Source organism: Paenibacillus marchantiophytorum, from assembly GCF_014640555.1.
GTDB lineage: Bacteria > Bacillota > Bacilli > Paenibacillales > NBRC-103111 > Paenibacillus_E > Paenibacillus_E marchantiophytorum.
Map to the genome: position 1 here is coordinate 166099 of NZ_BMHE01000007.1, position 14532 is coordinate 180630.

At 48.0% G+C, this 14532-nt stretch carries 7 protein-coding genes; all 7 read right to left on the reverse strand.

What is annotated here, in order from left to right; translation table 11 throughout:
- Positions 1–21 precede the first annotated feature (21 nt).
- The 7 genes from IEY34_RS09920 to IEY34_RS09950 all read right to left on the reverse strand — a co-directional run bounded on the left by IEY34_RS09920 (position 22) and on the right by IEY34_RS09950 (position 14498).
- Positions 22–1239, reverse strand: a complete 1218-nt coding sequence (locus tag IEY34_RS09920; protein WP_189010862.1) for a multidrug effflux MFS transporter — start codon at positions 1237–1239, stop codon at positions 22–24.
- Positions 1240–1339: 100 nt separating this feature from the next.
- Positions 1340–3154: a carboxypeptidase-like regulatory domain-containing protein gene (locus IEY34_RS09925; protein WP_189010864.1), complete on the reverse strand. Its 1815-nt coding sequence runs from the start codon at positions 3152–3154 to the stop codon at positions 1340–1342.
- 88 nt (positions 3155–3242) lie between these two features.
- Positions 3243–4442 carry an MFS transporter gene (locus tag IEY34_RS09930; RefSeq protein WP_189010866.1) on the reverse strand — a complete coding sequence of 400 codons (1200 nt, stop codon included), beginning with the start codon at positions 4440–4442 and terminating at the stop codon, positions 3243–3245.
- A gap of 228 nt (positions 4443–4670) precedes the next feature.
- Complete coding sequence (locus IEY34_RS09935; RefSeq protein WP_229757560.1) at positions 4671–8189, reverse strand: OmpL47-type beta-barrel domain-containing protein; 3519 nt, start codon at positions 8187–8189, stop codon at positions 4671–4673.
- A gap of 1432 nt (positions 8190–9621) precedes the next feature.
- Complete coding sequence (locus IEY34_RS09940) at positions 9622–11253, reverse strand: helix-turn-helix domain-containing protein (RefSeq protein WP_189010870.1); 1632 nt, start codon at positions 11251–11253, stop codon at positions 9622–9624.
- Position 11254: 1 nt separating this feature from the next.
- Positions 11255–13036 carry a cache domain-containing sensor histidine kinase gene (locus IEY34_RS09945; protein ID WP_189010872.1) on the reverse strand — a complete coding sequence of 594 codons (1782 nt, stop codon included), beginning with the start codon at positions 13034–13036 and terminating at the stop codon, positions 11255–11257.
- Between the two features lie 97 nt (positions 13037–13133).
- Positions 13134–14498 (reverse strand): ABC transporter substrate-binding protein, encoded by a 1365-nt coding sequence (locus tag IEY34_RS09950; RefSeq protein ID WP_189010880.1) that lies wholly within the window; start codon positions 14496–14498, stop codon positions 13134–13136.
- Positions 14499–14532 lie beyond the last annotated feature (34 nt).

Consider the following 14532-nt stretch of genomic DNA (forward strand, 5'->3'; position numbering starts at 1 on the left):
CAAATTCATAAAAAGATATGGCTACCGCTTCGAACGTGCTATTAGAACGAAACAAAGAATCGCGCCAACTTCCATCACAGCGATGATGATGCCTAGCGGAACCGCGGTTTGGCTGCCCCAAATCCCAACGAGCGGAGCAATAATACCGCCTATAATGAAAGAAAGCAAGCCCAGCAAGGCTGCCGCACTGCCCGCGGTCTTCCCTTGGCTTTGGAGCGCCAGCGAAGATGTGGCTACAGAAACAGGACCGACACTTGCAACAATGAAGAAAAAAGCCGTCAAAATGACATATAGCCCCGCTCCGGCAAGGGTCGCAACGAGTAAGAGCAGACCGCCAAAGGCAGCCATAACAAGGCCGCTGGCAAGCAATCGCTCATCGCTCACTTTCCCTGCGAGTCTGCCCGTCACTTGTCCGGCAATAATGACGCCGATACCGTTCACGGCAAAGACGAGACTGAACATTTGCGGCGATACCCCAAAAATGTCCTGCAAGACGAACGGCGAGCCTGAAATATAGGCAAACATGCCCGCGAACACGAGACCCTGCGTGAGCGCATAGCCCATGAATAGACGATCTGCCAACAGTCCGCCAAATATGCGCAGGGTGTTAGGCAAGCCGCCTTTGGAACGGCGTTCAGGCAGATGTGTTTCTTTGAGCCCAAACACAACTGCCAGCAACATCACGACACCAATTAAGCTCAGCACCAGGAAAACACCGCGCCATGATGTGAACTCAAGCAGTTGTCCCCCGAGAATGGGAGCAAGAATAGGAGCAGCCCCGTTCACCAGCATGAGCAGAGCAAAAAACTTCGTCAGCTCCACCCCTTCATACATATCGCGAACAATCGCTCTAGAAATAACGATGCCGGCAGCCCCTGCCATGCCCTGAATAAATCGCAATCCTAGAAACATCCAGATGGACGGAGCAAACATACATAGAATAGAAGCAAGCGCATAAATAATAAGTCCCACGATCAGCGGCATTCGTCTCCCGCGCACATCACTGACCGAACCTGCGATCAGTTGACCGATGGAGAGGCCGATCATACAGGCCGTTAAACTCATCTGCGCCAGCGAGGTTGTCGTTTGCAAATCACCCGCGATGACAGGCAGCGCCGGCAAGTACATATCCAAGGAAAGCGGGCCAAAAGACGCCAGTGCCCCCAACACAAGCACGATCCATAGCCTGCGCGAGCGGGCTGAGGACAAAGTGGCTTGAGAAGCTATAGGATTAGACATTCGTTATCACAAACTTTCCTTAGTCTTTCATTTCAAGCTAACATTGGCCGCTGAATTTGTCTAGAAGAAATGGCTAATTCCCATTTTTGTGTTTTCCAAGCTATGGCGCTTGGATCGGACTAATCAGTTTAAGGAGTTGTTTCACATCTTCTTGCCTAATTGGTTTGAGCGAACTTGTGATGACAGAAACGACATGGCTAATATTGATACTTGAAACTCCTTGGAAATAGGCGGATTTCAACTGTGATTCTACTTGAGCGGTGGTGGAATTATTGGTTAAAGGTACGCTCACATATTCTACCGCTTCATAGTCTTCTCCCGAATTTGTCTGATACGCGTAAATTAGAAGCTCAGTAGACCCATCAGAAACAGCTTCTTGAGAGATAGCAATGGCCATAGCTGCTGCTTTGGGAACCTTGCCAATTAGATGCTTGCCTGCGCTGCCTCCATTCGCATAGACGGCATAGCCAAAAACGGTTGATGAATTGGGTGGATTACTCCACGTTAGATACCCATGCCTAAGCTCATCAGAGGCATCCCAGTCTATGAAATTCGAATTCGCAGCCTTAACGGTTGGATACTTGACTGGAAGTGTATAGTAGACGGGCAGACTTTCTACTCCCTGTGAGGAGACGGCATAAACGGCTACCATCTTAGCCCCGGTCGGAACGACAATATCTTCTAGGAAATCCGTAAAGTTGATATTCCAGCGTTTAGGAAGTCTTATCGAACGAATCGGTTGAATTTTATTGCCAGCAGCATCTGCGAAATAAATAGTATGCCCTTTGATAGTCTCTGGCGATGTCCCCACATTCCAGCCAAGACTTCCTCGAATTGTAGTCGGATGCGTGTAGTTGAAATAACTGTTAAAGAAACTTGGTGTAGGCAAACTTGAAGAATAGGTAACCGAGGTAACCGAATCCGATAATCTATTGTCAAATACAATCACTTGCTTAGGAAAGCCTACTTCCTCTCCGGAAGGATTAACAACAGCTTTGATAACGAGAATCGCCGCGTCTTCTGGTAAGGTGGAAATGGCTATTTGATAGGACTTATCCTCTCTTTTGGCAAAGGAACCTAGGTAGTGCTCATCTTCGGAATAGTCGTCATTTTTGATCACATAAAAAACAGTATAGCCAGCAATGCCTGTCTCATCTGATGCTCCAGACCATTTTAATAAACCATCTATTGCATCGCCATAAGGATTATTATCAATAAATTGAGCCGCAACGGGTTCAAAAAAAGGCTGCTTCCAGAGTTTCTTCGTTTGGTTTTCTACAAAGTTATTATTGTTTACAAGTTCAATGCCAATTCTGGTAGCACCAGGAGGTATGGGGGTTGCAGGTATTGTGATGGAGTTATATAAATTATAGTTGACTGTAAGGTTTGACATAAAAGGAGAACCGATCATGGCATCTTGATCATTATAAAAGGCTACATTAGCTTTGGTTCCCGCACTTGGATTGCCAACATAAAAAGTAACAAAGCCGTTAAATTCCGTTGGCGTCCAGTAGCTGTTATCCGCATAGGTAAGATTCTGAATGAAAGCCGTATTCGGAATGATCATATTAACCGTCTGCGCATAATTGCCACTAACTTGTACATCCGACAATACAATAGGTTCTTTGTTATTGGCACTAATGACCATCTGATAGGAGCCGGGAAGAAGGCCTTCAATCTTCGCAACACCGCTATAATTCGCCCGAATGGTCACTGGAACCTGCAAATTGACTGAGCTAAGCACGACCTTCACATTGTTGGCGGGCAAATTATTCGCATCATAGACCGTTAAAGTGACCGACGCGCTTTCCACCACTTCAGCTTTTACCGGTTTATCCCCCATGGACAACGCGAACAGCAGCCAAAAGGTTACCAAAACCAGTGTTGAAACAACCCTCACACTGCTTAATTTCATGCATATGCACCCCTTATACCTAGATCTATTGTCATGCATATTCGACACAATGTGACATTCCCCTTTTTTTGAGTATATAAAAGCCCAACTAGCCAGATATAGACGGCTTCGCTGCCCTCCGACTATCAACCTTCATCATTGCAGCAGCTCCCAGCAAAGCCGCGCCAGTAATCAGAAATACGAACTGGATGCTGATCCAGCCGCCTAGAAGGCCACCGATCATAGGTCCTGCCATCATGCCGAATTGGCTTGCGGTTTGGTTTAAGCTGATTGCCCTGCCACGGAACTCGTTGTCGGCATATTGGACAATTAGCGCATTCAAAGCCGGGTAAACGGCAGCAAAAAACAGGCCATAACTAAACCGCAGCACACCAAACGCGATCAAATTATGCGTGCCGAGCTGCAGCAGATTGCCAATACCTCCACCGATTAATCCAATGTAGAGAGTCTTGTCATAGCCGATTCGCTGACCGATGATTCCCCATCGCGATCCCATTATAACGGTAGCCACGCCTACGGCTGAGAAAATAATGCCCGAGCTCAGCGAGGCCCCCTTGGCGCTGCCGCCAATCTCGATCACATATAGCGTCAACAGCGGCTCTAAAATCATAACCGACGTCGCCACTAACAGCGTCATGCTAAAAACCCGCATCAAACGCTTATTGCCTGCCGCTTGTTTCATATCTTCCCAAACACTGGGCCGAGTCCCCTTCGGTTTCTCGTGAACTTCCTTCACCCAGATAACCGCAATTGCCGCGGATATGAGCATAACGCAGCCCGACACTACGAAGCATTCTCGCGTCCCAACCCAGTGGCTCAGCACGCCGCCGACCAAAGGACCAAGTATGCCTCCGGTTGCTGTAGCCGTTGACATCACGCCCAAGGCGTAGCCAACCTGCTTATCCGGCGTATTCGTCCCCACCAAGGCAATAGCAGCAGGAATAAACCCTGCCATTAGCCCCTGCAGAATCCTAACAGCAATAAACGTATAAGGATCATGCACAAAGAAAGTGATAAAGTATACGGCACATAAGCTAAATCCAGAGCGGATTAACATCGGCTTCCTGCCATATTTATCTGCGAGTGAGCCCCAATACGGGGCGATCAAAGCGCTCGATAGAAAGCCAACCGAGAAAGTGACCCCTGACCATGCCTCCAGCTCACTCTGAATGCCCAGCTCCTCCTGCAAAAATAGCGGGATAAAAGGGATTGAAAGCGTGTAAGCCATCCCACAAAAAAAGACGCCGATCCATAAAATAAACAGATTACGTTTCCAGCGGAATTCCATGCTTTCACCACCTTCCGAATCAATTAGTTGCATATGCCACTAAATTTACCATTGCTTTCTGGAGACTGTCAAACATGGATCGATAGATTTTTTCTATGCAAAAGGCCCCTTAATAGCCTGCTGCTCCAAGCGAATGGAAACCTGAGGCAAGCACCCTTCCGTAGCGCATCCCCAACAAAAAAAAGCCCCCAACCGCTCCATTCGGAGTTGGTTAGAGGCTCTGCCACTTTACTTCGTAACTTTAACCGTCAACTTGTCACTCGAGGTAACTCCGGCTGCGTTGACCAACTCGCTGCGGTACTCGTACACGCCAACCGCTTTGCCAGTAATCTTCGTTACAGCACTTTGCGCACTTGGAGAAGCTGCGTTCAAGCTTTTCGTATCGACCAGAACACCATTCTCGTACAACCGATACTCGGTTGCATTCGTGCCCCACCACATGTTCATGCTCACTTGGTAGTTGCCGTCTCCATCCCAATTATCTTGGGAAAGCACCGGTTTGCCTGGGGATGCTTCTGTTATCGAAACGACAAGCGGACTGCTTGTTGTCGTCCCGAAGGAATTGATAAGTTCACTAGTATACGTATAAGTGCCATTAGCTTTACCCTTCACATCAACTTTAGCCACTTGCGCTGCCGGAGATGCGTCTGTCAAAGCTTGCGTACTGATGAGCACGCCATTTTCGTACAATTTGAGAATAGAGCCGTTATTGCCCCACCACATATTCATGGTGATTGTGTAATTGCCATCCTTGATACCGGATTGACCGTTGTTATCAGATAATACTGGCTTGCCTGGCGCTCCTACCGACAACGGATTCGATACCGTAATGGTAACTGCATTCGTTTGTACCGTTTGTCCATTCAACGTTACGGATGCTGTAATTTGCGCAGTACCATTGGCAACTGCACTAACTAAGCCATGCGTGTCTACAGCAGCTACTGCCGCATTCGTTGTACTATACAGAACTACTGCGCCGCTTAAATCAGCGGGTGCCCCATTGCTTAATTTGCCTGTCAAATGGGTAGCTGTCGTTTCACTTGGTTTCAGGGATGTTTTGTCCGCTGAGAGCGCAGCTTGACTGAACGTCACACTCGTTCCAACGATGAACGTTTGTGAGGCTTGCGCCACATTGCCGGCAGCATCAACTACGCGATAGGCGACTGTGTGATTGCCAAGCGCCAAGCTTCCTGCTGGGATGGTTTGGCCGCTGAGAATCGCGCCGCCATCCAAAGTCAGAGTTTGTTCAGCTACGCCGGAAAGCGCATCTGAACCGGCCAAATCAAATCTCAAAGCAGCCGCATCGGTGACATTCCCCACTGCATGACCAGATTCTGTTAATACAGCCGTAGGTGCTGTTTTATCCAATTTGACTTGCAAGGATTGAGCTGTTTCTGCATTCCCTGCCGCATCTGTGGAGGAAAACCCAATCGTGTTGACGCCTTGCGATTGAATCGCAAACGGGCTTGTATATGCTGATCTTGCCCCACTATTAATCGTATATGCCGTTGTGACTGTGCCAGCTTGATTATCCACTGCACTTAACGTTACTGTCACGTCATCTTTGAACCATCCTTGGGCATTCGGCGCGCTGGATAAGGTTGCTGTAGTTACCGGTGCAGTCGTATCCGCTGCCGCCGAGAAATCACTCAACCCTCGTGGCTTCAACTGATAGACGCCTTTGAAAATAGCCGCTACACCTTTGATGCTCACCGTTTGTCCCGCTTGATACGGGAACGTGGTTTGCGATAATCCAGTTCGTGTATCCACGCGAATATGGTTGCTCACTGCGCCATTCACCGCATCAAACTCAAAAGAACCTGCTGGCGTTGCGCTGATTATATTGCTGATAGTCACATGATCCAATTGGACTAACTGCCCCTGATTGTCGGCTCCAACCGCTGACACAACAGATGGTGCTGGCACTGCTCCCACACCGGTTTTCTCAATGGCAACCGGATCTGTCAACTCCAGTTCCGTATTGTACAGAGCCGTTGGCGCTGTTACCTTCACCGTGTCGCCTACGTGGAACCCGCTCAGGTTTTGGAACACATAAATACCGCTTGTAGCATCCTGCAAATAGAAAGCTTGTCCGCCAAAAGCTCCTGGTTCTGTCGTGACGACACCTTCCACCGTTACCACGGTGCCTGCTGTTTTCACGCGAGCATCCGAGATGGCAATTTTGGCCGGGATCGGATTCTGCTCTTCCGGTAAAGGCTCGGCAGGCACATTTCCGATGCTTACGCCTTCTGTTTTTAAGTTTGTGCCGTTTTGGCGCAGGCGCAAGTTCGCTGCTGCCGCTGTACCCGGCTTAATTCGAACGGTTAAATCCTTGTAAGCATGACCATTGATATCCGAGGTCAAGCTGAAAGTCGAACTGTAGCCATAGGCAGTCGGCCATGTGCCGTCCGCATTTTGCACCATCGCCACTTGCGCGCCTCCGGTTACCAGATAAATGCCTGCGCTGAAGCCCGATACGGTCGTTGCGGCAGGCAAGTTATCAATGACTACGCGGACTTGGAAGTCCTGGGCATTAGGCAGTGTCGCTTGGTGCACGAAGCTGTAAGCAGCGCTTGCCGTGGCCGTCGGTCCGCCATACGAGCCTGCTTTGAACGTGCTGCGATCATACCACTTGTAGCCTGCATTTGGTGCCGCCCAAGGCTCCGGCTGCGGCTCTGTCGAAGCTGCGGGAGCTTCAAACGGCAGCAAGGCTGTCGGTTGGTCGAGCTGCAAGCCGCTCACTTCAGTGAAGCTCGTGTAGCTTTCTTTCTTCGAAAGCCAGTTCACCATATTGACGAGCAATATACCGTCATTCACCTCTTTAAAACCATCATAGGTCGTTTTCTTCGCGCCTGTGTCTTCACGCAAATATTTCGGTGTAGCATCCTCAACCGGTGAGGAATCTCCAATGAAGGCAGCCTTCCCTGCGCCAGCTTTGGACACTGCTACATATGGACCTTCTGCGATTCCGCCTCCATTATAGACACCTTGATCGACCGCATTCGCCCAAGCTGCGTTTGTTTGCGGCAAGTATACGATCCCTTTGGCCTTGGTTGGATCAATGATTGCAAGTGTTGAGCCAGCATGCATCGCAACCTTGGAAACGCCCGTCGTTATGCCGAAGGCTTGTTCAGGTGCTACAATTTGATTCGCATCAATATCGCCTAGAGCGTTGTAGCGGAAACGCAAACCGAACTGTGTAGCGAGCCAATCCGAGCTGGCGACATCCTGCATAGCGGGCGAAGCAATCTCTTCTGCGCTCATGCCGCTGGCTGGGTTCGTCCATGCTCCGCGACGGTAGCCGTTAAATACTTCTGAACCGTCCCAACGGTTCTTATTGCGGTCTGCATTGTAATGATCTCCGATGAAGAAAATGCTTCCGCCGCCTTGTACATATTGGGCAAGAGCAGCTTGTTCACTTGTTTTGTAAGGGACATTCGATTCCGCGACGACGAATACATCATAGCCGCTTAAATCGCTTAATGTGAGTGGTGTTGTTTTACGAAGCTCTTTGACATAATAACCATCGTTCGCCAAAGCATTGGCAAAATCCGAAAAGGCCCCGTCAATGACCCAATCCGCTGCACCAGCGGTTTGTTCATGCGTGTTGTCGAACAGCACTTTCTTGCCGGCATTTTGATTGACTATTTTTGCTTCAATGAATGGGGCCGGATCACTGGGTCCCTCCGCCATTACAACCTGCAATGGACTTGTAATCAAAGCCTGGAACGGTAATGCTACGGACAAAGCGAGTACTGATTTAACTAATTTTGCTTTCCATCTTGGCAACCTACTCAATACGATTCCTCCTTAGCGTGGGCTGAGTCAAAAACTGAGATAAGACTTTAACGATAGACAAGCCAGGTGACGCCCTTTATTTTACCATGGTTCAAATAGCAACAGTGAGTTTTTTTTGTAAAGATAAGGAAATTTGTGCAGAATGCCAATTGTTTTGTGACCTTGGAAGGCATCCTCGAAAAAGTCTTCATCCGCGTTGAACCCGGTTCGGCCAGTTCGTCGGCTGTGAAAAGCGGCGTGACGTTTACGCGCTCTAGCTTCTAATGCGAAAAGGCTGCTCAAAGGTCCCTTTTGGGATCTTGGAGCAGCCTTTTTTTTGGGGCAGTGAGCGGCCGGGATGATGATTTCATTGGATTTATTCCAATGAAATCGACAGTACATCTGCTAAATTCGTTCTTCCATTGGATTTTATCCATTGGAATTTATTGAAATGAAGTCCTGAGCAGCTAAATTTGAAATTCTACTGGATAAAATCCAGTGAAATCGAATTTCTAACCGCTTAGGCCGGATTCCATTGGATTTATTCCAATCAAATCTAGCTTAGGACGTCTTGTCTTGGCGACACGGAACGCACGGTCTCGATCACGCAGATCGTAGATCCGTTATTTGTGTCTAAACCGCCCTGATCCCCTTGCTCGGGGATTGTAGATTCTCTATTTAGCTGTTTTTCGCGCCAAATGCCCGTTTTCCTAACAAATAAGGGGTCCTCGATCCACGACTCTCCCCTTTTTGGCCATCTTGCCGGAAATAGCGAATCGTCGTTCCCTTTGGCAGCCTTTTTGGGAGAGCCGCGGCCGGGATGATGATTTGATTTGATTGGATTTACTCCAATCAAATCGACAGTACATCTGCTAAATTCGTTCTTCCATTGGATTTTATCCATTGGAATTTATTGAAATGAAGTCCTGAGCAGCTAAATTCGAAGTTCTACTGGATAAAATCCAGTGAAATCGAATTTCTAAGCGCTTAGGCCGGATTCCATTGGATTTATTCCAATCAAATCTAGCTTAGGACGTCTTGTCTTGGCGACACGGAACGCGCGTCCCGATCACGCGGATCGTAGATCCGTTATTTGTGTCTAAACCGCCCTGATCCCCATGCTCGGGGATCGTAGATTCTCTATTTAGCTGTTTTTCGCGCCAAATGCCCGTTTTCCTAACAAATACGGGCTCCTCGATCCGCGCCTCTCCCCTTTTTGGCCATCTTGCCGGAAATAGCGAATCGCCGTTCCCTTTCACATATGCGAACTACTCGGAGTCGGCCTGGCGGACGACTCAAGGGAATTTGGCTGCTCCTTCCCTGCTAAGGCGGAAGTTGCAGCCGATCGGTGTTCAGGTGTTCATTACCCGCGGTCATCAAACTAGCTTCTTCAGCCCAACCCTCAGCTAGGCTGAACGCCCTTCGACTGGCCGCGGAAGGCGTTGGGCACAAAGCCGGTATGGGCTTTGAACAATTTGCCGAAGTAGTTTTTGTTTTCGTAACCGAGCATGTCCGAAATCTGCTCGACTGTTTTATCGGTGATTTCGAGCAGTTCTTTGGCTTTCTCCATTTTCATCCGGGTTACGTATTCGATGAAATTCTCGCCGGTTTCCTTCTTGAATAGGCGGCTGAGATAACTCGGATGCAGATGCAGGTGGGCCGCGGCATCCTCGAGGGAGACCTTCGTATGCAAGTTGTGATAGACGAAGCGCTGACACTCCAGAATTTCACGATTGTGAGATTCGCGGTACACTTGTCCAGCCCATTGAATGGCTTGTTGGAGGTAATCTTTCAGCCACAGCTCGAGCTCGCGGATCGAGGACAATTCATGTACATCATGATGCAGCAGCTCCGATGAGAATGTAGACTGGTAATGCTGCAGCGACTTCAGCCGCATCCGCACGTCGAGGATCATTTTGAGCAGCCACTCCTTGACTTCCATCGGACGAAACCGGTGATACTGGATGAAATCAATCCATTTGGATACATGCACATCAATTAAATCCAGCCGTTCATCGAACACAACGCTCCGAAACTCATCCAAGGTTGTAGCGTATTGCGCCAGCAATAATCCCCCGTCGCCGAAGCCTTCTCTGATGCTTTCCAGGGACAGCACTGTGGATTCAGGCAAATAAAACCGCATCGTTTTGACTTCGGCCATTCGGATTAACTGATCTTTCAAAGAGCGCGGGTCTTTGGCCGGTTTTCCCGTCAGGAATGAGAAAGACATCTTCACATACTGCTGCAAGCAGCCTTGCAAATGCCTTAATGTTTGTTCGACTTTCTGGCTATTGTTCACATGCAGCTTGGCGTAGTGGGGGAACAGGATAATAATTTCGCCGGTATCATACGTGAAAAGAACTGTATCCTTCTGATCGACCAGCAGTTCCTCAACAATATTCTCGATCGTATATTCAAAAAGATCCTTGGATTGAAAGCGATGATCCGCTTCTTTCAAACGGTTCACATAACCATAAACGGGCAGCACCCCCTGCTGACCCAAATGAATGCCAAAACCATCCGCCTTAAGGCTCCACTCTTCAGAGTCAAACAGCGGTTCATTCACCGTACTGCGGATAAAATGTCGCTTGGACGAACTGCGGTTCAAAGCGGCTTCTTTTTCGAGCTTTTGGCTCTTGGAAAGCTGCCCTATTTCGACGTCCAACTGATCTTTGAGTCTCTTGAGCATCTCGGATATGTTGGTGACATTCATCGTTTCTTTCAGTACATATTCACTCACCGATAGTTTCACGGCTGCTTGCGCATAGTGAAAATCATCGTGACAGGAAAGGATAACGGCCTTGACGTGGGGATGTGCTTCCCGTATGCCGCCAATGAGTTCCAGCCCATTGATATCAGGCATACCAATGTCACTAATCAGCACATCCAATTTGCCTCCCCGGCCGGCAGCAAGCGCATCTAATGGATTCTCATAGGCACCGGCCAGATGAAATCCAAGCTTTTTCCACTCAATGGCTGAACTTAGGAATTCAAGCACCGGTAAATCGTCGTCCACAATTATGACTTCGTACATGTTAGCCCTCCGTTCGCGCCTGTTGTGGGAAACGCAGCATAATCTGCGTTCCTTGGCCTTGCTCGCTGATGATTTCATAATCGAAATGATGGCCATAAATCAACCGCAACCGTTCAAATACATTATGGAGACCGATGCCCGACAAGGCTGGGCTAGTCGCGTCTTCCACCTGCTGGATGGGACCCAAATAATTGCGCAGCGCAGCCAATCGCTCTGGCGACATGCCAAGCCCCGAGTCTCTTACTTCGACCTGCAGCCTGCCATCCTCGCAAATTCGGGAAGCTATGGTGATTTCGCCCGATTTGCTTTTCAACCCATGAATATAAGCATTTTCAATAAGCGGCTGCAGCATGAATCGGGGGATTTCAATAAACAGCGTGTCAGAAGCAGCTGAAATCCGCAAGCTCACTCGGTCCCCGTGCCGCGAGTTAAGCAGTTTGACATAGTGCTCGTTAATCTCGATCTCCTCATGCAGGGGAATATAAGCGTTATTCCGATTGATCGTCATTCGCAGAAGCGAGGATAACGAGCTGATCAGCTCCGCGTTCTCGGAATCCCCTTTCATCATGATTTTCAAACGGATCGAATTGAGCACATTAAACAAGAAGTGTGGATTAATTTGCGCCTGCAGCATCGCGAGTTCGGCCTCCCGCTTCAATTCTTGCTCGTGGCGGTTTTCAACAATCATATCCTCAATGCGGTCAATCATACGATCGAACACATAGCCCAGACGACCAACCTCATCGCCTCCGCTAATATTGGAGCGCTCCCCAAGCTGACCGGATTCGATCCGGACGACCGTTTGGACAAGTCGCGCAATCGGTTTGGTCAAAGTACGCACCATATAGAGCAGAATGACAGCAAATAGGAGTAAAAAGAAGATCTGAATGAAGAAATCCGTCTTGCGGAATGACTCAATTTTATGAGCCGCCGTCTTATAAGGGCTCATGCTCACAAGCCGCCAATCCGGCGTGACTTGATTGCTAAGCAGAATATAATCTTCCCCAGCTACCTTCACGAAGGAAGAACCATCCTCCTGAGGAAGCTGATCCTGATAAGCGAATTGCGTACCGATCTTATCTGAATCCTTATCGACGATGATGCGCCCATTTTGGTCAATGATGACCATGGATTCATTGTTTTTATATTGATCAAACAACTGCTGGAGCGTGTTCATTTCCAGTCCTACAATTACATACCCATAGGTGATATCATTTATGCGGATCGGCTTGGCGGCTGCCAGCAAATAAGGCTGACTTGTCGTGCGACTGTAGTTGGGCTCGGCCCCAATCCATTTCACGTTATACCCGGAAATTTGCTCCACGGCAGGAAACCACTCTTTTTTCAGAAAATCATTAGGATTAAAGGAAAATGTCGTGTAAGAAGCCACATACTCATGGTTCGGAAGCAGCAGGGTCACATTCAGATTGCCGAACGTATCGATAACCGTGCTGATTCGATTCATAATCGTTTGCTTGTACTGTATAATATCGCCTTGCTTCGTTTCAGCGTTCGCTCTGCCTAGTTCACGAATCGAGGGCTGCAGTTTTTCATCGAATTGAATGAAATTCATCACATAAATCATATTTCTTAATTGTCCGTTGACAATCTGATTTACAATACGCATAGATTCGATGGAATTGTCCGTCACTTGCGACTTCACCGCATCCCGCGTCAAGAGATTGGAGACGTTCATGGAAACCAGAGATGGCAGAACGAGACAGATCAGAATCGTCAGTACCAATTTATTGCGAAGCGATAAGGTTCGAATCCATTTGGGCACTGCCGTACACGCCTTCCTTTCGACTATAGCAGAATGAAAATAGGAAAAAGAGGAGCCTTGGGCCTCCTCTTTTCAGTATACCAATAATCGTTACCGATTACTTGGCATTGCTTTTACGGATATCTTCTAATTTGGTTTTAGCTGTCGTAATCGTTTTCTCCAAATCTTGCTTGCCTGTCAAGAACAGCTCCACTTGCGTTAAATATTCTTTCTCTTGTTGAAGCGCGTAAGTTGGAGGCACAACCAATTTCGTTGCTTTGTTCATTTTTAATGTAGCCAGCAAGGAATCTTTATCTATCATAGCCACTTGGTCTGGTTTGCCGCTTTTCAAGATTGCGTCTACGTTCTTGCCGATGTCGGCTTTTTTCCAACCGGAGAAGAACAAACCTTGTGTTTGGATACCTTCTGTTGTATACCATTTCACGAAATCATAAGCCGCTTGCTTATTCTTCGAATTGGCAGCAACACCCATGAAGTCAGCGCCAACTTCCGTTAAACCATTCGTATCTTTGGCATCATACTTCGGATATGGAGCAAAGACGGTTTTGAACTTCGCGTTCAGCGCCAGCTCGCCAACCATCCAGTTGCCTGTTGCCAGCATCGCTGTTTTGCCGCCGTAGAAGACGTCGCGGTAAGCCATTTTTTGCGAAACAACTTCAAAGTAAGGAACGGATGTTTTATCTACGTTTTCCAATTTGTTGCGCAAGTCAAGGGAATAACGTACTTTAGGATTGTCGATGTTTTGCGTGCCATCGGATTTCACGAGATACGGGTTATCCATATCATTGCTCAAAGCTAAGAGGGCATATTCTTTCCAGCTGTGGAAATAGGAACCATACGTTTTGGTAGCCCCTTCGCCTTTAGTCAGCTTTTTAGCGTACTCCGCGTAATCATTCCAAGTCCAGTCCGTAGGAACAGGCAATTTGGCTTCGTCCAATTTGTCCTTGTTCAAGAGAACGAACCATTCAATCATTTTACCTGGCAGCCCATAGTATTTCCCGTTTACAACCGGATCAATTTTATATTCATCTTTGACGACAATGTTATCTTTCTTCAAATACTCATCGAGCGGTTCCAAAATGCCTGCGCCCACACGTTGAGCGAAATCGGATGCGCTGGAGTACATAACAACGTCCATTTGCTCACCGGAAGCCGCTAACAAATCTAGCTTTTTCATACCTTCTTGCGAATCGCCTTTTTCAGACATTCCTTCATATACAACTTTCACGTTCGGGTGTGTTTTATTGTAAGCTTCAACGGTGGCATTCCAGTTCCCTTGTGCTTCGGTGTACCAAGCTTGTACTTTAATTGTAACTGGTGCTTTATTAGGAGCTGTACTTGCTGCTGCGGTAGCTGTCCCAGCACCTTTATCTGTTGCAGCTGGCGTTTCTGATTTGCCGCAGCCTGCAAGCGCTGTACTGATGGCCAAGATACCACTTAGAACTAATAAACTCTTTTTCATAGGATCCCCTCCAAAATGATTATCGTTTTATGAA